We start from the raw sequence: 26,163 nt of genomic DNA, 5'->3' as shown, positions 1-26,163 counted from the left end.
GAATAGTATTGACTTATAAAACGTAATTAAAGACCGGGGTTCGCTTGGAACCCCGGATATGGAACGCGTTATCCGTTATAACGCTGGAAGATTAATGTTGCGTTGGTTCCACCGAAGCCGAAACTGTTCGACATGATGGTATTTAACGTGACATTGTCCTGACGCTCACGCACGATGGGAATACCTTCCGCATTCGGATCCAGATGAGTGATGTTAGCTGAAGCGCTCAGGAAGTTTTCCTCCATCATCAATAAAGAATAGATGGCCTCATTAACACCGGCAGCACCCAATGCGTGGCCTGTCAGTGATTTCGTTGAACTGACCCAGGGCACATTACCGCCACCAAAGACTGTACGCAAGGCTTCCAGTTCCTTGGTATCGCCAACCGGCGTACTAGTACCATGCGCATTGATATAATCGATCTTGTCATGCACAGTTTCCAAAGCCTGCTGCATACAACGCACAGCCCCTTCGCCAGAAGGTTGAACCATGTCATAGCCGTCAGATGTTGCGCCGTAACCTGTCAGTTCGGCATATATCTTGGCGCCGCGGGCTTTGGCATGTTCCAGTTCCTCAATGACCAGTACACCGCCGCCGCCGGAAATAACGAAGCCGTCCCGGGTCTCATCGTAAGGCCTTGAAGCTGTCGTCGGCGTGTCATTGTATTTGGATGACAATGCGCCCATTGCATCGAACAAGACGGACATGGTCCAGTGCACTTCCTCGCCTCCGCCGGCAAACACGATATTCTGCTTGCCCATCTGGATCAGTTCCATGGCATGACCGATACAGTGAGCGCTAGTCGCACAAGCGGAACTGATGGAGTAATTGACGCCCTTGATTTTATAAGGTGTTGCTAAGCAGGCCGTATTGGTGCTGGACATGGTTCGGGTTACCATATAGGGCCCTACTTTTTTGATGCCTTTTTCGCGCAAAATATCTGCCGCATCCACAAGATTCGAGGTCGAAGGACCTCCTGATCCCATCACCAGACCGGTTCTGACATTTGACACATCCGACTCGGCAAGACCTGCATCATCAATGGCCTGCTGCATGGCAATATAGTTAAACGCAGCGCCATCGCCCATAAAACGTTTTATTTTACGGTCGATAAATTCGTCTTGATCTATATTGATAGGCCCATGAACATGGCTACGAAAGCCTAATTCTTTATAAACATCAGAAAAAACGATTCCAGAACGTCCTTCTTTTAAGGAATTGACAACCTCTTTTCGGTTATTCCCGATACTGGAAACGATTCCTAAACCGGTTACCACGACTCTTTTCATTACAATAGCCTCTAGAAATCTTCTGTAGAAGTAAATAAACCAACCCGCAAATCGGTAGCTTCGTAAATTACTTTACCGTCAACTTCCATAGTGGCATCAGCGATACCCATAACCAACTTTCTCATTATGACTCTTTTCAGATTGACCCGGTAAGTCACTTTTTTAGCGGTTGGCAAAACCTGTCCAGTAAATTTAACTTCACCAACACCTAAAGCCCGCCCTTTGCCAGGCCCGCCCATCCAGCATAAATAGAATCCTATCAATTGCCACATGGCATCTAATCCCAAGCAACCCGGCATCACAGGATCGCCTTGAAAATGACAAGCAAAAAACCATAAATCAGGAGTTATATCCAGTTCAGCAATAATTTCGCCTTTCCCGTAAGCGCCGCCTTCATCCGATATATGGGTAATCCGGTCCATCATTAGCATATTTGGTAGAGGCAATTGCGCATTTTTCGGCCCGTATAGCTCCCCTCTACCGGACTTCAACAATTCTTCGCGCGTAAAACTATGCTGTTTCTCCATAATATTTATGTACCTAAGTTAATAATTATTCTTATTTCAAATGCGCATTATCTAACAGACACTAAAAAAAATCAGCTCAATTTTTAGCCGGGTAGCACATCCAGCATGAAATCCTTTATTTTGAGCGCTTTTCTATGCATGCGCTCCTGATAAATTATGATGTAAGAAAGAACAGCTGATACATATTTACGGGTTTCCTTGAATGGAATGGTCTCTATCCATATATCCGCCGGCACAGTCTCACCGCTAGGCAACCATTGCCCTACCCGTCTGGGCCCGGCATTATAAGCTGCGGTCGCCAGTGCGAAATGGCCCTTAAACCGGTCCAGTAATTGCTTATAATAGAAAGTACCATACTTAACGTTAATGTCGGGATCAAACAGGCTTGCTTCAGATTGCCATTTATCGCGAAGCTCCTGCGCGATTTGCTGCCCCGTTTTCGGCATAATCTGCATGAGCCCTCTGGCACCGACCGGGGACTCGGCATACCTGTCAAACACACTCTCTTGGCGAATCAGGCCGAAAATTACAGCCGGATCAAGATTGTGTCTATACGCATTATTGCTGACTTCACTTAAATAATTGACCGGAAACCGTAACCCCATGTCATCCCAGTAATCGGCCTTGGCCAGCGTAAAAATAGCCACTTGATCCCATTGCCACTGCTGAGCCAATTTGGCCGCAGTCATCAGCCGCTCTTTGGGTAGTTTTTTGACGGCAAACCACCACTGCCGCTGGGCTTCTGGAGTGCGACCCAAAAAATTAAGTTCCCGGGCCATTTTAAAATCACTTTCTTCTGCCAGCGATTCAAGTTCATTTCCTGACAGAAAAATCGGTTTGTCGGCTAAGTGATAAGGCTTACTAACCGTATCCGCAGCAAGAAACCCATAAAAGCTCGGGTCTTCAGCAAGATGATTGTAGATATTCTGCGCCTGCAACTCATCGCCTGTTTTAGCCAAAGAGCGAGCTTGCCAGTACTGCCATCGAGGCTCCAGCCTCTCCTGATCCGTCAGCCCTGCCAGCGCATCGGCAATATGTTGCCAATTCTGCTCGAGCAAGGCTGCCCTGACTTTCCATTCCCTGACTTCCGCATCGACATTGACCAATCGACTCAGGCGTTCATAGGCTTTTTTATTCTTAGTGAATGCCAGGGCCAGCGCGAGTCTTCGTTCCAGCCGCTGATCAGTTTGCGCATCCATCGCGAAATGACGCTTCCGGTCATCCCAGATTTGAATTGCCAACTCAGGATCTGTTTTGGCCATTCTATCAATAGCATGCGCAAAGATACGCCCGCCCTGTTGGTCCGGGTTAATCCATAAAGCATTATTTTCGATTAACGCGGGCTTTTTGTGAATTTGCAGCCAAACATCGGCAGTAACCTGATCCTTTAATAAACGTTTCAGATACTCCGCCAGTTGGACATTATCTTTTTTTAATGCCAATTCAAAGCGCTGCCAGATCAGCTCCTGTGTAAAAAAGGGCGACGTGGTCAATGCTGATATCAATGCATCACAATCTTTAGGCAATGACTTCCCTACTGTCCACAAGCGCTTTGACTCATTCAATGCCAGTTGCGCATCGCCTGTTTTATATTTAGCCCAGTAAAACTGACATTCCAGCGCACTGTTGCCGCTTGCATGATAATGTTGAAGAAATTCATACCAGTTTTCATGCTGCGCCAGATAATTCAGCCATTGAGATCTCAGCAAGCCGGCATAACGCGTATCTTTGTATTCCGATAAAAATCCCAGAATCCTGCTTGTTTGATGCAAGTTATTCTTTAGCCATTGGTATTGCAGATACGAATATAGAGGATAGTCTTTTAAAGACTCACTGATATCCCAAAATGCCTCGTCATCTCCTTGGGCAATCAGTTTTTCCGCTTGTAGAAAATCAGTTCGTTGCTGTTCCAGCGCATTCCCCGACACGGTAACTGGCAAGGTCAGCACACACATTAATAACAAATTTCCGTACCAGTATTTCTTCTTCATATTTTCAACAACAGTTTTAATTATTTTCTTAAAGATGTCGGATAGATATAATGAGGAGTTTCCAGAACACATCCTACCCTATCGTGCAAACAAAGCATCCCTCAAAACAGGCTACGCAATATTACGGCTGGGATTATATCTTTCAAATCGTTTCAGAGCACAAAAAACAACTGATCCATACGCATCTGATCGCGATTCTGGCGACTATCGCCAGCGTACCGGTGCCTTTGTTGATGCCGCTGCTGGTCGACGAGGTTCTGCTGAACAAGCCCGGCATGACCATTGAACTCATCAATTCGCTGACCCCAGCCCACTGGCATACGCCTATCCTTTATATTGCGGCTGTTTTGCTGACAAGCCTGTTGCTGCGCATTATTGCGATTATTTTTAACATCATTCAGGCCCGGCAGTTCTCTGTTATTTCCAAAGACATCATTTTTCGTATCCGTAAAAACCTGATCGGGCGGCTGCAGACGATTTCCATGTCCGAATATGAAAGTCTTGGAACCGGCACTGTAGTCACACATCTGGTAACCGACCTGGATACGATCGATACGTTCATTGGCTCTACCATCAGCAAACTGCTGATAGCCGGTCTGACCATCATTGGCACAGCCGCCATTCTGTTATGGATGCACTGGCAACTGGGCCTGTTTATCCTGTTATTAAATCCTGTCGTGATTTATTTCACACGTGTCGTAGGCTCGCGCGTTAAAGATCTTAAAGGCAAGGAGAATTCCGCTTACGAAGTTTTTCAGCAATCGTTGACCGAAACGCTGGAGGCTATTCATCAAATCCGAGCCAGCAATCGCGAGAAGCATTACTGCCAACAACTGATTGAGTCCGCCCGTTCAGTGAAAGATTACTCAATGAATTTTGCCTGGAAAAGCGATGCGGCCGGCCGAATGAGTTTTCTGGTATTTCTGTTCGGCTTCGACGTGTTTCGCGCCTGCGCCATGCTCATGGTTTTCTATTCCGACCTCAGCATAGGCGAGATGCTTGCCGTATTCGGCTACCTGTGGTTTATGATGGCGCCGGTCCAGGAAGTACTGAATATTCAATATGCGTTTTACGCGGCCAAAGCCGCTTTAAGACGCATCAACCGCCTGAACGCACTGAAGCAGGAGCCCCATTACCCCCATCTGGAAAATCCGTTTCTGAACAAAAAAACCGTTTCCATACGCGTCGACAATCTGCACTTCAGTTATGGCGACGAGCAAATACTGAAAGGCATACACCTGGAAATCAAAGCCGGCGAAAAAGTGGCGCTGGTCGGCGCCAGCGGTGGCGGCAAGTCCACATTGATACAAACGCTCATCGGTCTCTATCCGCCCAGCGGCGGCCGGATTTATTTTGACGATGTTGCCATTGACCGTATCGGCCTTGAGGTCGTCCGGGAAAATGTCGTGACCGTCCTGCAACAGCCTATTCTGTTTAACGATACCATCCGCTCCAACCTTACGCTGGGCAGATCCGCCACGGATGCCGAATTATGGCATGCGCTAGCGATCGCGCAGTTAAAAGATACAGTCAGCGAACTGGAAAAAGGTCTGGATACGGTAGTTGGTCGTCATGGCATGCGACTTTCCGGCGGCCAACGGCAGCGTATGGCTATCGCCCGGATGATAGTTGCCAACCCCAAGGTCGTGATACTTGACGAGGCCACTTCAGCGCTCGATAGCGAAACGGAACATAAATTACATCAGGCCCTCTCGAATTTTTTGAAAGGCCGCACGACTATCATTATTGCGCATCGCCTAAGCGCCGTAAAACAAGCCGACCATGTTTACGTCTTTGAAGATGGCAGAATCTGCGAGCAAGGTCGTCATGAAACTTTAATTAATCAAAAGGGTCTTTACGCCAAGCTTTATGGAGATTACCAATAGTCATGGTTGAAATATACGATTTGCACTGTCACTCAACGGCTTCCGATGGTGCATTATCGCCTACGGAGGTAATAAAACGTGCCCATGAGCAAGGTGTTACCTCGCTGGCTTTAACCGATCATGATACGATAGCCGGGATCACTGAAGCCCGAACTGCCGCAGCAGCGAGTGGCATTAAACTGATACCTGGCATCGAGCTTTCCGCCAACTGGCATGATAAATGTTTCCATATAGTCGGCCTGGGGATCGATCCCGATTATGCTCCATTGGCTCAAGCCACTCAAACCCTGCAAACCGTTCGCCTGGAGCGCGCCGAAAAAATCGCTGAGAAACTCGAGAAAAAGCGCATTCCCGGCGCGCTGGAAGCCGTCAAGAGAGCGGCTGGCGACAGCATGATTACGCGCACGCATTTTGCCGACTTCCTGCTGTCACAGCATCATGTGTCAACGCAACAGGAAGCTTTCGATCGCTATCTGGCTCGAGGCAAACCGGCTTATGTATCCACACAATGGGCCGAATTGGGGCAGGCGATCAATTGGATTACCGAATCCGGTGGCGTTGCCGTCCTTGCTCACCCTCTGCGTTACAAGCTGACAGCCAACTGGATGAAACGACTACTGACGGCCTTTAAGGAAGCAGGCGGCCAAGGTATAGAGGTAGTGACGAGCAGGATCAATGCTGATGAAATTAGATTGGTTGCTGATTACGCCACACGTTTTGAACTGACTGGCTCGATAGGTTCTGACTTTCACAATCCAGAAAATCAATGGGTTGAATTAGGTCGGCTCGCCCCCCTGCCCGTTCATATCAAGCCAGTATGGGAACTGCTGGAAGTCCGGGGCTAACAGAACTGTTTGCATCCGTTGCCAAGCGCATTGACGTCAGCTTCTGAACCGCCGTATGATGGACTCAACTCTGCTAATTTGGTGCAATCATGGGCCAAGAAATCTCTTTAATTCAATTTGATAAGAGCGACTTCGAACGTTTTCATCAGAAACTCAAACAAGAGACGAGCCTGCTCAGCCGGTTGATTGAACAGAATGCCTGCTCCGCTCATCAGCCTGTGGCCGGTTTTGAAATAGAAGCCTGGCTGGTCGATGAAAGCATGCGTCCATCGCCGATTAATGAATATTATCTGACTACACTTAACCATCCGCTGGCTTCGGCGGAACTTGCCAAGTTCAATATAGAATTCAACAGCACACCTACGCCTCTGACGAATGATGTTTTCAGTCTTCTGCACGAACAATTACAGACCACTTGGTCAGCGGCGTATCAGCACGCGCAAACCCTAAACAGCAATGTCGTTATGATTGGCATCCTGCCAACATTGAAGCAGTCAGACTTGAATCTGAACAACATGTCGAACATGAACCGATACCGCGCCTTGAATGAACAAGTGCTGCATGCGCGGCGCGGCAGACCGATACACATAGATATCGCTGGCGCGGAACACCTGAAATTCGACCATGACGACGTTATGCTGGAATCGGCCACCACGTCATTTCAACTGCATATTCAACTGCCGCTAAGAATTGCGCATCATTTTTATAACGCTTCGATCATTGCATCAGCCCCAATGGTCGCGTTATGCGCCAATGCTCCTTTCTTGTTCGGCAAAGAACTCTGGCATGAATCACGCATTCCCCTGTTCGAGCAGGCTGTTGAATCCGGCGGTTATTCAGGCGCTTCGCAAGGTCCGATCAGACGCGTCAGCTTTGGATCAGACTATGCAAGACACTCTATCATCGAATGCTTTCAGGAAAATTTCGATCACTTTCCGGTATTGTTGCCTGTCGAACAAAACGCCGCTCTCGAAGCCTTCGCGCATCTGCGGCTGCATAACGGCACTATCTGGCGCTGGAACAGGCCATTAGTTGGTTTCGATGACGATGGCACGCCCCATATCCGGGTAGAACACAGAGCGCCCGCAGCCGGCCCTAGCGTGATCGATTCGATCGCCAATGCGGCATTTTACTACGGCCTTACTCAGAACATCTGCGATGAGATCATGGCCAAAGGTTGGCCGCTGCCGTTTGCCCAGGCCAAGGATAATTTTTATCAGGCTGCGCGTTTCGGCCTGGACAGCCATATTATCTGGTTCGACGGTAATAAACAGCGCCTGCCGCATTTATTCCAAATGGAACTCTTGTCCAGAGCGATGTCAGGTTTAGAGTCTTTAGGCGTTTGCCGTACTGACATCGACACTTACCTGGATGTTATCCGGCAACGTATCACCCATAAACAAAATGGCTCTCAATGGCAGCGCCAATATATCTACGAACACGATCATGATTTCACGGAAATGACGCGAAACTATCTTAAAAATCAAAATACTGGCAATCCTGTCAGCACTTGGGCAACGACGTGAAAACATTGAGCCTTAATCAAATAGATTACTTGCCCGATGGCCTACTGGAGGCCACTCCGGAAAACCTGCACAAAATATTGCCTGAACCGACCCTGATCCATTTAGCGGGTCGACATGCAGAGCCTGTGTTTGTATCGATATTGCTGCACGGCAATGAATCGACAGGGCTTTTCTCGCTGCAATTATTGCTTAAAAAATATCAAAGCCAGCCATTGCCACGCTCATTGTCCATTTTCTTCGGCAATGTCAGCGCCGCCAGAAAAAACATGCGTAAGCTCGATAATCAACCTGATTACAATCGCATCTGGCCCGGCACTGAACTGCCCGATTGCGCGGAAACCGAAATGGCAAAAGAAATTGTTTCCATTATGAAAAAACGCCGTGTTTTTGCCAGCATCGACGTACATAATAATACCGGTATGAACCCTCATTATGCCTGTATCAACAGGCTGGACAACCAGTTTCTGCAACTGGCTTCTTTATTTGGCCGGATGATTGTCTACTTTATCCGACCTAAAGGCGTACAATCAGCCGCATTCGCGCAAATATGCCCGGCTGTTACCCTGGAATGCGGCCGCCCCGGCCAGCACTATGGCGTCGAGCATGTGCTGGAATATCTGAACAGCTGCCTACACCTTACGGCATTGCCGCCGCATCAGGTTCAGCCTCAGGATCTTGACCTTTTTCATACGGTTGCCCAAGTCAAGGTGCATGAAAAAGTCAGCTTCAGCTTTAATCAAGCCGATGCCGATCTGTTGCTGAATGAAGACCTTGAACGCATGAATTTTACCGAGATTCCAGCCGGCACCGTCTGGGGCACGTCCCGATTCAACTCGCTGATACCGCTCATCGCTCAGGATGAATACGGAAATGATATCACCGATACTTGTTTCTCTATTCAGAACGGCGAGTTACTGACAAACAAAAATCACACTATGCCTTCCATGCTGACGCTGGACGAACATGTTATCAGGCAGGACTGCCTGTGTTACTTAATGGAAAGAATACATTTATGAGCTTTTGGAAAACCAAAAAACTGACTGAAATGACAACCGAAGAATGGGAGTCATTATGCGATAACTGCGGCAAATGCTGTCTGAACAAGCTGGAAGACGAAGATACCGGCGACATCTATTTCACCAGCGTCGCTTGTGACCTGATCGACCTGGAAACCTGCCGGTGCACACGCTATGCCGAGCGCTGCACCGTGGTGCCTGAATGCATCGATTTAAAACAGCACGACTTTGCCGAGTATAACTGGTTGCCGTCAACCTGCGCCTATCGCCTGCTTACCGATGGAAAAGAACTTCCTGCATGGCATCCGTTGATCTCGGGAAATGCCGAAAGCGTGCAGGAAGCGGGGGTTTCAATCAACAGTTATGCGATGAAGGAATCGGAGATTGATGACCTCGAAGATCATATTATCGAGTGGCTGGATTAATTTTCAATCCACCTGCCAACCAACCACCCTGAGACTATTCTTTTTCCATCCACTCTTCCAGCGCCGCGATAATGCTTTTCGCCTGTTCCTTGCTGGAAATATTGAATTTTGACTTTTGCTGGTATTCACCGTTACGTTTCTGGTAACGGCGGATGGTATATTTATCAGGGCCATATTCACCTTTAGCTCGGTCCCAATCCTGGTAACGGAACATGACCGTAGCCCAGGCTCCTTTGGTCAGTACTTTTTTGTCCAGCTCTTTGACCGTCTCGATTCCGCCATCTTCATACGTTACAGTCAATTCATCTACAGTTTCAGCCATATCAGCTCCGCGTTATTACAAATCGGTGAGCAGTGTATCAATTTCGGTCAAATGCGCCAACAAGGTTTGTACATTGGCATCGCCCCGTTTGAAATATTCTTCGGCATATGGTGCTATGGCGCAAGCAGTCGGCAGCGGTGCCGCGTATTCAATCAATTCATGCATTCTCGGCAGAAATATAAATTGCAGCCATTGAGGAAACGCCAATATATCATGACTAAAAGGCAACTCACTCGAAAGTGCCTCAACCGAAGGCAGCGCATCCTGCCAATAATTCAACTGTCGCAGCTGAATTTCTACCTCAAATAATAGCTCAGCGATTTGCTGATATTTATCGGAAGCCATGTTATCTGGCGATAAATTGTCCGAATGCGCGACTGCCTTCTCCGGTTTGGATCGTATCAACCACTTCCAGTGTCTGTGCATCGATCACGGAAACATTACTATCAAACCAATTAGCCACGTAAACATGCCGATCGTCCGGATGCGTATAAATTCCCTCCGGCTTATCGCCAACATCAATCAAGGCGATTTCTTTTAGTGTGACGGTATCAATGACCGAAACAGAACTGTCGTCCTGATTGGTTACAAACAAAAGACTGTCACCGCGTGCCAATGCCGCAGCATATGGCCGGCTATTGACTTTCACTGTTGCGATGCGTTTGAGATGGCTTTTTTCCAATACCGTTATGTCATCGCTTTCGACATTAGCGACATAAATACGCTCGCCTTTACCATCAACGGTCAGACCAAACGGGTGCTCGCCCACCTTGGTCGTATTTCTGATTGTCAGTTTGTCCAAATCAATCTGCGAGACCGAATTATCGAGCCGGTTTGCCACATATAACCAGCGATTATCGGGACTCACCATCAATCCGGACGGCGACTGGCCCACAGCAATAATTTCTATAATCTTCAAACTATCCGCATCAATTACTGATACGGTATTCTTATACCAATCCGCCACATAAATACGCTTGCCGTCAGGCGCTGTGGCAATACCCAGAGCACCGTCACCGACTGCAACCTTAGCAATAACCCTGCGATTTAATGCATCCAGAACAGCGAAGCCTTTCGCTTCCGGGGCGCTAACATAAATTCTGTTACCATCAGGTGCAACGGCAACACCGGCAGGCTTCCCGGCAACGGCAATCGTATCGACTACCGTGCCCTTTTCCGTGTCAATAACGGAAACACTGTCCGCTAATTGATTACTGATGTAGGCGAAAGGCTCGGCCGCAACCGATGCTGATAAGAAGGCTGTAGCGACCGCCATCGCTACAGCCATGTGGTTCACTCGGAACACTCGCTAATCCTTACTTTTCAGCCAGGGCTTTCAGATTTTCCAGACCCGCTTTCAAAATAGCTGTAACTGCAGTGTTAGCTGCTTCTTCGTTCATTTCCGCAGGCGGATTGTTGTTCATGTAAGCGCGGTAATAACCAGCTTTCCAGGATACAACCGATGTATTGCCTTTACCTTCTACATCAATGCTGGCCGCATAATTGTCAACAGGCAACACGGGCACTTTCTCTTCAGCACCAGCATGAGTGATGGTTTTCGCCGTGCTCATTTCAGTAATTTTATAAGCATACGTCATTTTTTTGTCGTCATGCTTTTTCAATTCTTCAGTAATTGTTCCACCGTCTTTCAAAGTCAAAACGCGAACTGAGCCTTTCTCGTTGCCTTTATCAGCTTTGGTATCTTTGATGCCAGGATGCCAAGACATATCACTGAAATCCTTGATGATACCCCAGACTTTTTCGGCAGGCGCATTGATAGTGATTTCTTCTTCAGCTTTCTGACGTACAGGGCCATGCGCATTAACAACTGAAGTAAAAAAGAACAGTAAAGCTGAAACAAATAAAATAATTTTCTTCATAATTAACTTCCTTATGGAAACATATAAACTGAACCATCCATTATATGCTAACTCCCTGCAGCAAGCATTAGTTAGCGCATTCCAAAACCAATCTTATGAGCGGTATGTCCACTTTGACAGACGCAATTGAATGTGAAATGAATTTTGCAGAGCCTTCATCAAATGAACTTAACACCGAACCGCTCCATTTTCTCAATACCATACGCTTCCAGAGCCTTGATCATATCCGAATTAATATTTTTATCGCTTTTTAGTTCCTCGAGACGATCGAAATAATCATCAAGTAGAATCCCGGCGCCGGCCTGACGGCCTGTTATCCGATTTACACAAAACTCATGCCATCGCTGCATCTCTTCATGAGTCAGGGTTTCGGGGTAATTGCGCGCCCGATACCTGAATAACATATCCGGCAAACGGGCATCGGTAAAATCAAAAGCCGCTTTAGCCAGATGCTCCGGCGGCATACCCCTAATCCTTGCCATTTTTTGTTTATCGGATTCAGAGAAAAATCCGCCGCTATAAAGCGCCAGATCCGGATCGTATTCCTGCTCCGAGTAGGCAAGACTAAAAACAGCCGATAATTTTGCCTCCAGACCAGTTGCGACCTTAATCTTTTCAATATTGGCGTAACAGAAAGCCAAATCGATTTCCAGTCGCTGAGCATCATCCGGCCTGATAACGGATACCGGCGCCAGTACCGGACATTTATTAATGTGGACCGTTTTTAGAGGTATTCTTTCGACGCCTTCCTGTAAATCGTCGGTGGATGTAAAAATCCTCTGCTGGATTTCTTCGACAGATAAAGACAGCATGGGTTCAGGGTCGACAGAGAGATCGTAAACAACAATGCCATTGCTATTGGTCGGATGTTTACACACGGGCAAGACTATGGCGAGACAATGCTTAAGCGCTGCATATTTGCCCGAGATATGCACGAGAGGCTTAAAGCTGCCGAGCTGCAGCAAATTATGCACTTCAGCTTTAACCCGGTGCTTTAGTAAAAATTGATAAAGTTTTGGTTGGGCTCTTCTAACTAATCTGGCTATCGCTATAGTGGCGTAGACATCGGAAAGCGCGTCATGCGCGGCTAAATGTTCAATACCGTTCGCCCGAGTTAATTCTTCCAGCCTGAAGCTGGGTCTTCCATCTTCATTAACTGGCCAGTGTATACCTTCAGGACGCAAAGCTCTTGCCGCCCTGACCAAATCGATCAGGTCCCAGCGAGAATTGCCATTTTGCCATTCACGTGCGTATGGGTCGTAAAAATTACGATAAAGACAATTGCGAGTTACTTCATCATCGAAACGAATACTGTTATAGCCGACAGTACAGGTATTTGGCTGAGACAATTGCTGATGAATCAGTCGTGTAAATTCTGCTTCGCAAATGCCTTTCTGTTCGGCAAACTGGGGGATGATTCCTGTAATAACACAAGCATCTGGATGCGGCAGTGAATCCGCCGATGGCTTGCAATAAACGACAAAGGGATCATCTATAATATTGAAGTCATAATCGGTTCGAATGCCGGCAAATTGAACAGGCCTGTCTTTTCGCGGGTCTGCTCCGAATGTTTCATAGTCATGCCAAAAAAACGTGCCGTTTTTCATCCAATGAAAATTAATCCTTAATTTTACTCAAGCGAAGCCAATGCTCTTAAAATATCTGTGCGACTGACAATGCCTACCAGGTCAGTATCTTCAAAAACAGGAAAACTTCTGGCGTCTGATTGCTGAAACTTTTCCGCCAAATCAACAATGAATGAATCAGCATCAACACGAATTACGTCCTTCGTCATATATTCGCCCACTTTACCGCCCATACCTTGATCATAAACATTTTCAGCAACAACCCGCATCACGTCCTTTTCCGAGAACATGCCTACTATGTGATCATGCTGATCAAGCACCGGAGCGCTGGTAATCCTATGAGCCAACAATTTCTTTATGGCATCAAAGACATTGGTTTCTTTAGTCAACGTAACCAAATGTTTGGTCATGTAATCTGCAACAGTAATTTTAGCCAACATAACGAACTCCTCATTGTTATTTATTATTTCACCTTGAGCTTGCCGTCCTGCTTATACAAATTCACACTGAGCCATCCTAAACCTTCCCTTCGGCCTCCAGTTTTTTCCTTTTATCACATTTTTCAACGCAGACGCAATTTCCATTGTTAGCGCCCCCACATGAGCCTTTAATCGCCTTTCTGCCAAAAATAACCCCTATCGCCATAATTGCAATGACAATAAGCATAAATACAAAAGTCACGAGAAAATAAGTCATGTTATTACCTTTTTAATTTTGTAAAGCTAGCAAAGGCTCGAGTACTTTTTTCGTCAAAACCCGAATCTTTTTTAATAATAAAAAATGCCGCTATATTATGACGTTCGGCAAATTTATAACCTTCATCTGGACCTAACACCATAATAGCTGTTGCCAACGCATCGGCTTCCATCGTCGTTTTGCTCAGGATCGTGATGGATGCGAGCTTATGCGTTATAGGCCGCCCTGTTCTTGGATCAATAGTATGAGAAAAGCGCACTCCATTGGCTTCAAAAAAATTCCGATAATCGCCGGAAGTTGCCATGGCTATATCAGTAATGCCAACCACTTTCTCTACCACTCTTTCATTGGATGTGGGTTGCTCGATAGCTATATGCCAAGGCTCGGAACTCGCATTTTGCCCTCTTACTCTTATCTCGCCGCCAATTTCGACCATATAGTCGGTTATGCCATTTTTTTCCAACAACAAACCTACCTGATCCACTGTGTAGCCTTTTGCTATAGCCGATAAATCTACATATAAATCCGGCATCGCTTTTTTAACAGCTAACGACTCTTCTTCCTTAATACTTAGATAGTTATAGCCAATTTTGTTCAATCGTTCCTGTATCAGCGCATCATCAGGCGCGACAAATTTTGTCGGATCAGGACCAAATCCCCATAAATTGACCAGAGGCCCCACAGTTACATCAAAGGCGCCATTAGTCAACTGGCTGATTCTTTGCGCTTCTTTCAACACTGTAAATAAAGGAGCAGAGACAGGCACCCAATCAGTAGAGGTATTTTGATTAAAACTGGACAGTTCCGAATCTTCCAGATAAGTAGACATTTGCCCATTTATTTCATCCAAAAGATCCATAATTTGATGTTTCAATTGCTCTGAAATCACCGATTCAGGCAACTTACTGACTTTAATATGGAAGCTCGTACCCTCTGTTAATCCCGAATAAGTGAACGGGTACTCTTGCTCTGTTTTACTGCCACAGGCTGACAATAAAAAAACGAGGGGCAGACAAAGCCATACTCCTCGTCGTTGTTTGATATATTTCATGTGATTCCACTAGCCTCTCTCCCGCAAGAAATTAGTTCTTGCGGGAGAGAGATACCATGTATTACTTAACCGCCAAAGTCATCCAGGAAGATATTCTCTGGTTCAACACCGTTTTCCAACAGCATGTTAATGACTGATGAGTTCATGATTGGAGGTCCGCACATGTAGAACTCACAATCTTCAGGCGCCGGATGGTTCTTTATAAACTCTTCAAAGAGCACATTGTGAATAAATCCGGTATAACCTGTCCAGTTATCATCAGGCAATGGATCTGACAGAGCAACATGCCATTCAAAGTTGTCATTTTCTCTGGCCAGCATATCGAAATCTTCAACATAGAACATTTCGCGTTTGCTTCGTGCGCCATACCAGAACGTCATCTTGCGCTTGGACTTCAGCCTGCGCAGTTGGTCGAAGATATGGGAGCGCATAGGCGCCATACCCGCACCGCCACCGATGAAGACCATTTCGGCATCGGTGTCTTTAGCGAAGAATTCGCCATAAGGACCGGAAACGATACATTTATCGCCTGGCTTCAAGTTAAAGATATAAGAAGACATGATACCTGGCGGTACAGTATCAGGAGCACCTGGAGGCGGCGTCGCGATACGTACGTTCAGCATGATTTCTTTTTCTTCAGGATAAGAAGCCATTGAATAAGCGCGCAAAGCCGCCTCTTTTACGTCGGAGACATATCGCCACAGGTTGTATTTATCCCAATCCTCATGGAATCTTTCTTCAATATTGAAATCGCTATATTTTGCCACATGCGGAGGACATTCAATCTGAATGTAACCGCCGGCACGATATTTGATTTCTTCACCTTCAGGCAATTCCAACACCAGCTCTTTAATGAAAGTCGCCACGTTGTGGTTGGATTTGACAGTACATTCCCATTTCTTGACGCCGAAAACATCATCTTCGACTTCAATTTCCATATTATTTCTAACCGTGACCTGGCAAGAAAGACGCTCGCCTTCAGCCGCTTCACGTTTAGTAATATGCGATGTTTCAGTCGGCAGAATTTCACCGCCGCCTGAATGTACTTTTACCCGACATTGAGCGCAAGTACCGCCACCGCCGCAAGCTGACGGGACAAACAAGCCGTTATCAGCCAATGCCGTTAACAATTTCGCCCCCACAGGCACATGAATTTTCTTTTCATCATTGATCAGAATTTCAACGTCCCCGGAGGCAACCAATTTATTTTTTGCGCCGATAATAACAAATACCAACGCAATCACGATGACCGTGAAAATAATAATCCCTAATGCAATTTCCAGCATTATGCTACCTTCTTATAGTTGGATTCCAGAGAAAGCCATGAAGCCAAGCGACATCAGACCTGCAGTAATAAACGTAATACCCAAACCTTGTAAACCGGCTGGGATATCACTGTATTTCAGTTTTTCGCGCACACCGGCAATAACCGTAATAGCCAATGCCCAGCCGAAACCACTGCCGATACCATAGGTAACACTTTCACCGAGGTTATAATCACGCTCTATCATGAATAAGCTTCCACCAAGAATGGCGCAGTTCACGGTAATCAACGGCAAGAAAATACCTAATGCCGAATAGAGAGCCGGGAAAAACTTGTCCAGAATCATTTCCAGAATCTGTACCAAGGCGGCAATCATACCGATACAGCTTAACAGCGCTAAAAAGCTTAAGTCCACACCGGTAATGCCCATCCACGACAGCGCATCTTCTTTTAACAGCGTATGGTAAATAATATTGTTGGCAGGCACCGTAATGGTTTGCACAACCATTACCGCTATGCCCAATCCCATAGCCGTCGAAATCTTCTTGGAAACCGCCAGGAAGGTACACATACCCAGGAAGAACGCCAGAGCCAGGTTTTCAATGAAAACCGCTTTTACAAATAAGCTAATATAAGCTTCCATTAGTGATGCCCTCCTTCACCATGAGCTATTGACATGATTTTGAAATCCGCCTTTTCAGCCTGCTCTGGTTTCGCTTGTCGAATGGCCCAAATAATCAAGCCAATGATAAAAAAAGCGCTAGGAGGCAATAGCATTAAACCATTAGGATCATACCATCCGCCGTCTTTTGACAAATGGAATACTTCAAAGCCCAACAATTTGCCTGAGCCCAGGGTCTCTCTAAAGAAAGCCACAAGAACAAGAATCAAGCTATAACCTAAGCCGTTGCCAATGCCGTCCATGAAGCTCGCTAAAGGCGGATTTTTCATCGCATACGCTTCAGCGCGTCCCATAACAATACAGTTGGTAATAATCAAACCCACGAATACTGACAATTGTTTACTGACTTCAAAAGCAAATGCTTTCAGGATTTGGTCAACCACGATTACCAAAGACGCAATAATGATCATCTGCACGATAATCCGTATGCTGCTTGGAATATGGTTTCTGATGGCACTAATCGCCGCGCTTGAGCAAGCCGTTACGGATGTCAGCGCGAGCGCCATAATCAGTGATGTAGACATCTGAGATGTTACCGCCAAAGCAGAACAGATCCCCAGAACCTGCAACGTAATCGGATTATTATTGACCAATGGTTCGGTCAATACTTTTTTTGTTTCGCCAGTTAATACTGCACTCATGATTTATTCTCCCCAGCAGTTCTCACTTTATTTAAATACGGTGCGAAACCTTCTTTACCCATCCAGTATTTAATAAGATTGCTTACACCATTACTTGTTAACGTCGCGCCGGCTAAACCGTCCACTTGATACTCGGAACCCGGTTTATTTTTGTCTACTACACCTTTGATTAAACCTAAAGCTGGTTCTCCGGACTCAGAGTAAACCTTTTTACCGTTCCATAGGGCGCGCCAGTTAGGGTTTACTACTTCACCACCCAATCCCGGTGTTTCGGCTTGATCATAAAAGTTAATGCTTTGTACAGTTTGTCCATCAGCTGCCAAGGAAATAAATCCATATAGAGTTGACCATAAACCATAACCATTTACAGGCAAAATAATGGATTGGATATCATCGCCTTTTTTAACTAAATAAACTTTAGCAATTTTGGCTTTTGCACGGATGTGCGCAATATCTTTATCGGCAGGGATAGCGATACTTTGCGCAGGATCTTTTGCCGCTTTACGTTGATCGTAAGCCGCTACATCCATATTCTCTACGTAGTCACCCGTTTCAATATCGACCAGTTTAGGTTCAATCTGTTCGTCAAAAGCTTTGTCGATATCAGTATCAGCTTCTAATAAACCTGCTACATCAAGAATATTACTCTTCATGTCCAGCTCTTTATTGCCGATTTGCAATGGTTTCAACGCGACAGCCGCGAACGCCACCAAAACCGCACAGAACAAACACAGCGACAATGCGATAGCGATAGTTTTTTCTAAACTATCATTATGCAAGGCCAGGATTTTATCGCGGTAAACTTTAAATTTTTCGTAATGTTCACATTTTTTAACTGCGTTAGGCATGACGTTTCACCCTTCTCTTAATGTTTGCCTGAACGACAAAATAATCAATGATCGGTGCAAACATATTAGAAAACAGAATCGCCAGCATCATGCCTTCCGGGAAAGCAGGATTGATGACGCGAATTATCACTACCATCACACCAATTAATATTCCATATAACCACCGGCCTGTATCGGTTCCAGCCGCTGTTACGGGATCTGTTGCCATATAGACAGTACCAAAAGCAAAGCCGCCTAAAACTAGGTGCCAATACCAAGGTAACGCAAACATCGGATTAGTTTCACTGCCTATGATGTTCAATAACAACGATGACGTTATCATGCCAATCATGACGCCAGACATGATTCTCCAAGATGCCACACGTGTATAAAGCAAGAATGCGGCGCCAAGCAAAATGCCAAAAGTGGATGTCTCGCCCATAGAACCGGGAATAAAACCAAAGAAAGCCTGCAACCAGCCATAACCTTCTTTAATTGCTTCAACGCCGCCCGCTGAGGCAAGGCTCAGAGGAGTTGCAGCAGTGAAACCGTCTACGGCAATCCATACTGAATCACCTGACATGGAGGCAGGATAGGCAAAGAACAAAAATGCACGACCAGTCAATGCTGGATTCAAGAAATTTTTGCCGGTACCGCCGAATACTTCCTTACCGATAACAATACCGAATGAAATACCCAGAGCGACCTGCCATAAAGGTATTTCGGGCGGAAGAATCAATGAATATAACATTGATGAAACCAAGAAGCCTTCGTTAACCTCATGTCCGCGCACTGTAGCGAACAAGACCTCCCAAATACCGCCAACAGCCAGTGTCACAATGTAAACAGGCAGAAAATACAAAGCCCCATGAACCAAGCATGACAATGGGTTGTAAGGACTATACCCGAATATCATCATGGGAATGCTGCGCCAGTTATCCGCCTTTGTCAGTCCCATTGCTTCCATAGCCACATTGGCCTGGTAGCCCGTGTTATACAGGGCCATCAAAATACAAAAAAATGTTGCTATTACAACAAAAGTCATGGTTCGTTTCAGATCGTTACCGTCACGAACATGCGTTGCGCCGCGTGTTACATCAGCGGGTGTATAGATGAAAGTATCCACCATCTCATAGAGACCGTAATACTTTTCAAACCTACCGCCTTTTGTAAAATGCGGCTCTATGCTATCTAAGAAATCTCTAGCCGACATTATCCTTCCTTCTCAATTTTAGTTAAATTCGCTCTCAGCACGGGACCGAAGTCATGTTTGCCCGGATCAACAAAAGTCAATAAGGAGACATCTTCCTCATCAAGCTCCAGACAGCCCAACAATTGAGCCTGGTCCGTATCGCCTACAACCAGCGCTTTTAACAGCGGTGTAGGCAAGATATCCATAGGCATCACGGTTTCATAAATGCCGACAGGAACAATGGCCCGGTTGCTGCCATTTTTACTTGTTGTTAATGGAAATTTGCGGCCAGTTTTGCGATCAACGCTTGAGGTATAAATATCCAATGCGGAGTATTTGTCTTTACCGGGAACGATCCAGCCGAACAATTCACGAGCACGGCCTTCTTGCAACACCGAAATCTGATTGTTGTAATAACCCAAATAAGCAGCCCAGTCCGCAGAGCGATGACCATGTAATACAGAGCCGGAAACCACGCGGCTTTCAACATCATCATCCAATTCGCTGGCAACCAGATCATCGGTATTGGCACCAATACGGGTGCGAATCAGCCTTGGGTTCTTGACGGTTGGCCCTGCCAATGACACGACTCTTTCGACATTGAGCTTACCAGTAGTGAACAATGCGCCAATCGCCATCACTGCCTGGTAATCCAGATACCAGACAAATTTTTCCGCATTAACGGGATCGATAAAATGGATATGTGTACTTGGCAGGCCCGCAGGGTGCGGACCGGAAAATTCGGCAACGACAACTGATGCAGTATTGCCTGTAGCGATATCGGCGCCGGTAGCTTTGCAAACATAGGTTTTACCGGCCGTCAGCTTGGAAACAACTGCTAATCCATTGGCAAAATCATTGCCGCGCGCCTTGATGATAACGGCAGGATCAGCCGCTAACGGACTGGTATCGATTGCAGTCACAAAAATAGAATGAGGTGTACTGTCAATCGCGGGAATTTTGCCATACGGACGTGTACGCAAAGACGTCCACAGGCCTGATGCCAATAGATTTTCTTTAACCTGTTCCGCTGCTAAATCACTTAACCGAGACTCTTCATATTTTGTGAATGACTCTTCCGCATTGCCTTGCAGTTCAATCACGACAGATTGTAAAGCCCGTTTGGCACCACGATTGATTGCTTTCACGACACCCGCCCCGGGTGAAGTAAAATTAACACCAGGATTTTTCTTGTCACTAAAGAGTATCTGGCCCAACTTGACCGCATCCCCTTCACTGACCATCATTGTAGGCTTCATGCCTACATAATCCATTCCCAAAATGGCAACGGACTTAACCGCATTGCCATCCTCAATAACTTGTTTGGGTTCTCCCGTTATAGGTAAATCCAAACCTTTTTTAATAGTAAATTGCATAGTTAATAAGCCTATTCTCCAAGCAATGCTGTAAAACTTTCCCCTTATTTTAAGAACGGCAAAACAAGAGGCGTATTAAGACGTAAAACACTGGCATTACATCATAAAAGAGAGCTTTTCTCAACAAAGACCGACTGATACTGTAAGCTTTTATTACACAATATAATCACGCAATCTTATTCCTTGGTACGCCTCAAAATGCCAGTGATATTGTATAAATCCCCCTGCTTTTATAATGTTAATATTGTTTTTATAATCCCATTACAAACCATTAAAAATCATATATAAAGCCAACAAACTCGGCTTGTCTTTGCCTAGGAACTACACGATAACATCGAACAACCGGCCCGCTGCCTCGCCCAATCAGGACGCTTTACCGCAAACACTTCCTTGTCGACCTGTTCGTCATACGGATGCCGCAACAATTTCAGTAACTCATCAATCATTGAATAATCACCTTGCTCAGCTTTGTCGATAGCCAATTGAGCCATGTAATTTCGCAGCACGTATTTAGGATTGACGGCATTCATGCGCATCCTCCTTTCCTGATCCGGTGTTTCGTCCTTCTGCATCCGCCGCATGTAATTTCTTAACCAATGACCAATGCGCTCTTTATATTCGGAAGTTAATTGCTCCGGCACATAATAAGCTTCCATCAACGGCATTATCAGCACTTCATCACTGATATCATTCGGCGTCCTATTATCGATATCCATCGTAGCCAGCTTGCGATAGAAAATAGTCATATCCGTCTCAACCAACTGCAATATAATCAATAGTTCTGCAGTTAATGAATTATCGAATACGCTCAAGCCCAGCTTACCAGCCATCATATCCTCCCAGCCTTTCTCGAAGCTTTCAGCATAAAGGTTGAGCGCCTGTTGCAATAACTCGGCATCTTCAATCAAAGGATAAATAGCATTCGCCAGTTGCGTCAGATTCCAAAAGGCGATCTGCGGCTGATTGCCGAAACGATAACGGCGCATTGAAGCGTCGGTCGTGTTGGGCGTCCAGTCAGGATCATAATTTTCCAGCCAACCATAAGGCCCGTAGTCGATGGTGAGTCCCAGGATAGACATGTTGTCGGTATTCATGACACCATGAACGAATCCCACTCGCTGCCAGTGCACGATCATCTCGGCCGTCTTACGGCAGATTTCCTCAAACCAGGCCAAATAAACTGTGGGCGAAGGTTCGCCTAAATGTGGAAAGTCAGTTCGAATCGTATAATCCGCCAACTTTTTGAGCAGCTTGATATCACCGCGCGCCGTGAAAATCTGGAAGCTGCCAAAACGCGTAAAGGAAGGCGCCACCCGGCACACGACAGCCCCCGGCTCAGCCTTGGGATTACCGTTGTAGAACATGTCCCGAATTACACATTCACCAGTCAATGTCAAACTCAAAGCCCGCGTGGTCGGCACGCCCAGGTGATGCATGGCCTCGCTGCACAAGAATTCGCGCACTGACGAGCGCAATACCGCCAAGCCGTCTGCCGTGCGTGAATAAGGCGTAGGACCAGCGCCTTTAAGCTGTAAAACCAAACGCTGGCCTTGCCGATTGAGCACTTCGCCCAGATTGATAGCGCGACCATCGCCCAACTGCCCTGCCCAATTGCCGAACTGGTGCCCGCCATAACAGGCCGCATAAGGCTCCATGCCCGCCGACAGTCTGTTGCCTGTAAATACCTCGGCAAAATAATCCGATTCACAAGCTTCCAGGGCCAAATCCAGTTGATCTGCAACTTCTCTGGAATAAGCGATCAGTTTTGGCTTGACTACCTTGGCTGGAGACACATGGGAATAACAAGCGCCGATTACCTGACGGCGATTATTCGAAACTTCAGGATCACCGGGCAATTCGTGTATAAAACGATTATCGAACAGCAACTCATCAAGATGCATAATTTTGGATAGGGAATAATTCATATTGGAATAATTATCGTTAAATCAAAGGGGAGTCATAATCATCGGTTTTTCTAACTCTGCTTCCTCGTCAAGTTGACCGAGATTATTGTACTGGTTTAGCTTGAGCCACATAAACCCTAGCAAGCCTCAGCAGATAAGTAGTTTACCCAGCCAAATAAAGCTATTGCATTGAAAATAAATATTATTTTATTTTTAAAATAACTCATTGATTGAATGCCAATAAATTTTTAAAGACCATCCTTATTCAGAATATTCATAAAACCGGACGTTTTGTGCAAGACCGACTTAAAATAAGCAAAAAATATACCAATATTGCAATAATTATAATTGTAGGCTCTTAGAAGTTATTGGATATTACCTTCATAATTTTCTTAAACCATCATCACCAATTATTCCGATAAAAATAATATGAACGAGAAATTTAGTCTGACAACATCCTTAATTGCACGGCTGAATTATTTGCTTCAGATAATGCCAACCCTTCCCTAAACGGAAAGTTAGTATAAAATTATGTTAACTGCATCACCTAGCCTTACTCGCAGTGAACTATACCGGATTAATACTTAAAACCAGCTAAATGCTAGCGACTGTTAATTTAGCTCCACAGACACACTAGCAAGACAGAATATCTATATCTAATTGTTCTTGATGTAATTATTAGTAACACAAACCAACTAAACACTTAGCCCGGAAAATTTCCGCATCAATCCCGGCAGCATATATCTAGCTCACCTGATATAATGCGAGCTCAAATTTCACTTGTACTATTCGCTAGGTTTAACAAATGCAAAAGTAACCCGTAACCGTGCTTTAGCTATTGATTTCATTAAAAAAAACCATAATATAATTATTAAACGTGAAATTTACTCAACTTATTTTGATACCCGTCCTTTTATTCTTCGTATCTAGCATCAGTTACGGACGGCATGCCGCTATAGTTATCGACGCCGATAACGGCAGCATATTGCATGAACTAGAAGCCAACCAACTTTGGTTCCCGGCCTCCCTTACCAAAGTCATGACGCTCTATATGACGTTTGATGCTTTAAAAGAGGGGCAACTTGGTCTGCAAGATGTACTGACTGCCTCCTCGCACGCCGCACGGCAGCCTAACAGCAAATTAGGTTTGAGGCAGGGAGAAAAATTAACCGTCAGAGACGCTATTTTGGCTGTGATCACGCGCTCCGCGAATGATGCGGCTGTTGTTCTTGGGGAAGAACTAGGGGGGACTGAAGAGAACTTCGGGGCAATGATGACGGCAAAAGCACACTCATTAGGAATGAGCAGCTCCCGTTTCATGAATGCAACCGGACTTCCTAATGATTTGCAAGTCACTACCTCACGGGATTTGGCGGTTTTGGCATGGCGAATCCAGCGTGATTTTCCTGTTTATTATCAATTTTTTTCTGCCCAAAGTTTTGATTACAAGGGCGCCACATTGCGCAGCATTAATGCTTTTGTAAAGAATTATCCCGGCGCAGAAGGCATGAAGACCGGCTTTACCTGCGGTTCGGGCTATAATCTGATGGCTTCGGCACATCAGAATGGTCACCGGCTGATCGGCGTGGTATTAGGAGGAAAGACCAGCAAGGAGCGCTACCAGCTAATGACTCAGATAATGGATGCCAGCTTTGCCAAGAGCTTTAGCACCGACCCATCAAGAGATATTTATTCGATAGAGACCGGTTCAATCACCCCCCCTCCTTATCAACTTGATTGCGGCAGTCATCGAGCGACTTCAAACCTGTTAGCGCAAGGCGATGGCATTAAAAAGCATATAAACCACGCTAGACACGCCAAGAGAGTACAACATCACATCAAGCGCGTAAGCAAAGCCAAGAATACAAAAAGGACCTCGCGAGTCAGCAAAAACAAAAGCGCTACAAAAACCAGAAAGGTAAGCAAAACTAAAACCGCCGCCAAAACAAAGAGCGCAAGAAAATCCAGAAAGACAATCAAAGCCAAAACCGCGCCCAAAACAAAGAGCGTAAGCACGACCAGGAAAACGAATAGCTAGTCCTTTGCTGAAATTCGCAAGGAAACGAAGAAATATCGGTTATAAGATACCCCACAGCAGGGATTCTGTGGGGTCGAGTAAATTGAACTGATCAGCTTTTACAAGGCATCAGCAACATAATCAAAAAGCAAATCTTATGCATACCCTTCCGGGTTTTTGCATTGCCAGTTCCAGGTGTCCGCAATCATATCGTCAAGCCTTTTCTCTGCCTTCCAGCCAAGCTCTTTATACGCCAGTTCAGGATTAGCGAAATATTCGGCAAGATCCCCCGCTCTACGTGGAGCGATTTTATAATTCACCGTTCGCCCCGTTACTGTTTCGAAAGTTTTTATAATATCGAGAACGCTATATCCTCTGCCTGCCCCGAGATTATAAGCCTTGCATCCGCCTGACTTGAATTTCTCACTCTGTAACGCTTCCAGTGCCTTGACATGGCCTTTAACCAGATCAACCACGTGAATGTAATCCCTGATACCGGTGCCGTCCCTGGTTGGATAATCATCACCGAAGACGGATAATTGCGCCAATTTGCCGATCGCCACTTGCGAAACGTAAGGCATCAGGTTATTGGGAATACCATTGGGGTCCTCGCCGATCAAACCGCTTTCGTGCGCGCCGATCGGATTAAAATAGCGCAATAAGGCAATTTTCCATGGTGATTGCGCCCCAATAATTGTATCGGCCGCCGACAGGTCGCGCAGAATCTCCTCTACCATGAATTTGGTCCGGCCATAAGGATTGATAGGGCCTAAAGGAAAATCCTCGGAATACTGCACAGAAGCAGATTCACCATAAACGGTCGCAGAAGAACTGAACACCAATTGTTTGACGTTAGCTTCGGACATTGCTTCAGCCAGTACCAACGTGCCATACACATTGTTGTGATAATAATTCAATGGCTGCTCGCAGGATTCGCCCACGGCTTTTAATCCTGCAAAATGCATAACGGCAGTGATGGATTCCTGAGTAAAAATCTCTGCCAATGCCTTCTTGTCCCGGATATCGGCTTCGTAAAACTGTAGCGATTTACCGGTTATCCGCTCTACCCGATGCAAAGTCTCCACTTTGCTATTGCATAAGTTATCGATGACAACAACCTGATAACCAGACGCCAGTAACTCAACACAAGCATGACTGCCGATATAACCCGCGCCACCAGTGACCAATATTGTTCGTTCATTCATGCCCACCCCTTCCTC

Annotated in this window: 25 protein-coding genes; 6 read left to right on the top strand and 19 right to left on the bottom strand. The window is 45.9% G+C overall.

What is annotated here, in order from left to right:
• Nucleotides 1-68 precede the first annotated feature (68 nt).
• The 3 genes from fabB to METLU_RS0105875 all read right to left on the bottom strand — a co-directional run bounded on the left by fabB (nt 69) and on the right by METLU_RS0105875 (nt 3,807).
• Nucleotides 69-1,289 carry a beta-ketoacyl-ACP synthase I gene (gene fabB / locus METLU_RS0105885; RefSeq protein ID WP_027157428.1) on the bottom strand — a complete coding sequence of 407 codons (1,221 nt, stop codon included), beginning with the start codon at nt 1,287-1,289 and terminating at the stop codon, nt 69-71.
• 11 nt (nt 1,290-1,300) lie between these two features.
• Nucleotides 1,301-1,816, bottom strand: a complete 516-nt coding sequence (fabA, locus tag METLU_RS0105880) for a 3-hydroxyacyl-[acyl-carrier-protein] dehydratase FabA (protein ID WP_027157427.1) — start codon at nt 1,814-1,816, stop codon at nt 1,301-1,303.
• Nucleotides 1,817-1,899: 83 nt separating this feature from the next.
• Nucleotides 1,900-3,807 carry a transglycosylase SLT domain-containing protein gene (locus METLU_RS0105875; protein WP_231383555.1) on the bottom strand — a complete coding sequence of 636 codons (1,908 nt, stop codon included), beginning with the start codon at nt 3,805-3,807 and terminating at the stop codon, nt 1,900-1,902.
• A gap of 50 nt (nt 3,808-3,857) precedes the next feature.
• Between METLU_RS0105875 and METLU_RS0105870 the strand changes: the two genes are divergently transcribed.
• The 5 genes from METLU_RS0105870 (at nt 3,858) to METLU_RS0105850 (ending at nt 9,505) form a co-directional block, all read left to right on the top strand.
• Nucleotides 3,858-5,693 carry an ABC transporter ATP-binding protein gene (locus METLU_RS0105870; protein WP_231383554.1) on the top strand — a complete coding sequence of 612 codons (1,836 nt, stop codon included), beginning with the start codon at nt 3,858-3,860 and terminating at the stop codon, nt 5,691-5,693.
• A gap of 2 nt (nt 5,694-5,695) precedes the next feature.
• On the top strand, nt 5,696-6,538 hold the full coding sequence (locus METLU_RS0105865) for a PHP domain-containing protein (RefSeq protein WP_027157424.1): 843 nt from the start codon (nt 5,696-5,698) through the stop codon (nt 6,536-6,538).
• Nucleotides 6,539-6,627: 89 nt separating this feature from the next.
• The gene (locus METLU_RS0105860; RefSeq protein ID WP_027157423.1) at nt 6,628-8,064 is read left to right on the top strand and encodes a glutamate--cysteine ligase family protein; all 1,437 of its coding nucleotides are present in this window, start codon (nt 6,628-6,630) and stop codon (nt 8,062-8,064) included.
• The gene (locus METLU_RS0105855) at nt 8,061-9,080 is read left to right on the top strand and encodes a M14 family metallopeptidase (protein ID WP_331271260.1); all 1,020 of its coding nucleotides are present in this window, start codon (nt 8,061-8,063) and stop codon (nt 9,078-9,080) included. Before METLU_RS0105860 ends, METLU_RS0105855 begins: the two co-directional genes overlap by 4 nt.
• On the top strand, nt 9,077-9,505 hold the full coding sequence (locus tag METLU_RS0105850; protein ID WP_027157421.1) for a YcgN family cysteine cluster protein: 429 nt from the start codon (nt 9,077-9,079) through the stop codon (nt 9,503-9,505). Before METLU_RS0105855 ends, METLU_RS0105850 begins: the two co-directional genes overlap by 4 nt.
• A 34-nt stretch (nt 9,506-9,539) precedes the next feature.
• Here the strand turns inward: METLU_RS0105850 and METLU_RS0105845 are convergent, their stop codons facing one another.
• The 15 genes from METLU_RS0105845 to METLU_RS0105775 all read right to left on the bottom strand — a co-directional run bounded on the left by METLU_RS0105845 (nt 9,540) and on the right by METLU_RS0105775 (nt 22,947).
• Nucleotides 9,540-9,827 carry a hypothetical protein gene (locus METLU_RS0105845; protein WP_027157420.1) on the bottom strand — a complete coding sequence of 96 codons (288 nt, stop codon included), beginning with the start codon at nt 9,825-9,827 and terminating at the stop codon, nt 9,540-9,542.
• Nucleotides 9,828-9,842: 15 nt separating this feature from the next.
• Nucleotides 9,843-10,172 carry a YqcC family protein gene (locus tag METLU_RS0105840; protein WP_027157419.1) on the bottom strand — a complete coding sequence of 110 codons (330 nt, stop codon included), beginning with the start codon at nt 10,170-10,172 and terminating at the stop codon, nt 9,843-9,845.
• A gap of 1 nt (nt 10,173) precedes the next feature.
• Entirely contained in the window at nt 10,174-11,133 is a 960-nt protein-coding gene (locus tag METLU_RS0105835) for a YVTN family beta-propeller repeat protein (protein ID WP_331271259.1), read from the bottom strand.
• A gap of 10 nt (nt 11,134-11,143) precedes the next feature.
• Nucleotides 11,144-11,707 carry an SRPBCC family protein gene (locus METLU_RS0105830; protein WP_027157417.1) on the bottom strand — a complete coding sequence of 188 codons (564 nt, stop codon included), beginning with the start codon at nt 11,705-11,707 and terminating at the stop codon, nt 11,144-11,146.
• A 158-nt stretch (nt 11,708-11,865) separates the two neighbouring features.
• Nucleotides 11,866-13,314 (bottom strand): exodeoxyribonuclease I, encoded by a 1,449-nt coding sequence (sbcB, locus tag METLU_RS0105825; RefSeq protein ID WP_027157416.1) that lies wholly within the window; start codon nt 13,312-13,314, stop codon nt 11,866-11,868.
• A gap of 23 nt (nt 13,315-13,337) precedes the next feature.
• Complete coding sequence (locus tag METLU_RS0105820; RefSeq protein ID WP_027157415.1) at nt 13,338-13,733, bottom strand: CBS domain-containing protein; 396 nt, start codon at nt 13,731-13,733, stop codon at nt 13,338-13,340.
• Between the two features lie 76 nt (nt 13,734-13,809).
• Entirely contained in the window at nt 13,810-13,989 is a 180-nt protein-coding gene (gene nqrM / locus METLU_RS0105815) for a (Na+)-NQR maturation NqrM (protein ID WP_027157414.1), read from the bottom strand.
• Nucleotides 13,990-13,993: 4 nt separating this feature from the next.
• Nucleotides 13,994-15,040: an FAD:protein FMN transferase gene (locus tag METLU_RS0105810; RefSeq protein WP_027157413.1), complete on the bottom strand. Its 1,047-nt coding sequence runs from the start codon at nt 15,038-15,040 to the stop codon at nt 13,994-13,996.
• 65 nt (nt 15,041-15,105) lie between these two features.
• Nucleotides 15,106-16,326, bottom strand: coding sequence for an NADH:ubiquinone reductase (Na(+)-transporting) subunit F (gene nqrF, locus METLU_RS0105805; RefSeq protein WP_036242887.1), 1,221 nt, complete (start codon nt 16,324-16,326; stop codon nt 15,106-15,108).
• A gap of 12 nt (nt 16,327-16,338) precedes the next feature.
• The gene (nqrE, locus tag METLU_RS0105800) at nt 16,339-16,947 is read right to left on the bottom strand and encodes an NADH:ubiquinone reductase (Na(+)-transporting) subunit E (RefSeq protein WP_027157411.1); all 609 of its coding nucleotides are present in this window, start codon (nt 16,945-16,947) and stop codon (nt 16,339-16,341) included.
• The gene (locus tag METLU_RS0105795; RefSeq protein ID WP_027157410.1) at nt 16,947-17,627 is read right to left on the bottom strand and encodes an NADH:ubiquinone reductase (Na(+)-transporting) subunit D; all 681 of its coding nucleotides are present in this window, start codon (nt 17,625-17,627) and stop codon (nt 16,947-16,949) included. Before METLU_RS0105795 ends, nqrE begins: the two co-directional genes overlap by 1 nt.
• Complete coding sequence (locus METLU_RS0105790) at nt 17,624-18,475, bottom strand: Na(+)-translocating NADH-quinone reductase subunit C (RefSeq protein ID WP_027157409.1); 852 nt, start codon at nt 18,473-18,475, stop codon at nt 17,624-17,626. The genes METLU_RS0105795 and METLU_RS0105790 overlap by 4 nt, the downstream gene beginning before the upstream one ends.
• On the bottom strand, nt 18,468-19,667 hold the full coding sequence (locus METLU_RS0105785) for an NADH:ubiquinone reductase (Na(+)-transporting) subunit B (protein ID WP_027157408.1): 1,200 nt from the start codon (nt 19,665-19,667) through the stop codon (nt 18,468-18,470). Before METLU_RS0105785 ends, METLU_RS0105790 begins: the two co-directional genes overlap by 8 nt.
• Nucleotides 19,667-21,022, bottom strand: a complete 1,356-nt coding sequence (locus METLU_RS0105780; RefSeq protein WP_027157407.1) for a Na(+)-translocating NADH-quinone reductase subunit A — start codon at nt 21,020-21,022, stop codon at nt 19,667-19,669. Before METLU_RS0105780 ends, METLU_RS0105785 begins: the two co-directional genes overlap by 1 nt.
• 314 nt (nt 21,023-21,336) lie before the next feature.
• Nucleotides 21,337-22,947 carry a protein adenylyltransferase SelO gene (locus METLU_RS0105775; RefSeq protein ID WP_027157406.1) on the bottom strand — a complete coding sequence of 537 codons (1,611 nt, stop codon included), beginning with the start codon at nt 22,945-22,947 and terminating at the stop codon, nt 21,337-21,339.
• A gap of 856 nt (nt 22,948-23,803) precedes the next feature.
• On the opposite strand from METLU_RS0105775, the gene METLU_RS0105770 reads away from it, so the two are divergent.
• Nucleotides 23,804-24,964, top strand: a complete 1,161-nt coding sequence (locus METLU_RS0105770) for a D-alanyl-D-alanine carboxypeptidase family protein (protein WP_081679025.1) — start codon at nt 23,804-23,806, stop codon at nt 24,962-24,964.
• A gap of 134 nt (nt 24,965-25,098) precedes the next feature.
• On the opposite strand, the gene galE is transcribed toward METLU_RS0105770, so the two are convergent.
• On the bottom strand, nt 25,099-26,148 hold the full coding sequence (gene galE / locus METLU_RS0105765) for a UDP-glucose 4-epimerase GalE (protein WP_027157404.1): 1,050 nt from the start codon (nt 26,146-26,148) through the stop codon (nt 25,099-25,101).
• Between the last annotated feature and the right edge of the window lie 15 nt (nt 26,149-26,163).

Origin of the sequence: Methylobacter luteus IMV-B-3098 (assembly GCF_000427625.1) — a bacterium.
In the GTDB taxonomy this organism is placed as follows: Bacteria; Pseudomonadota; Gammaproteobacteria; order Methylococcales; family Methylomonadaceae; genus Methylobacter; species Methylobacter luteus.
Note: the sequence above shows the minus strand (reverse complement) of the source record. Positions and strands in the feature narration are given on the sequence as shown.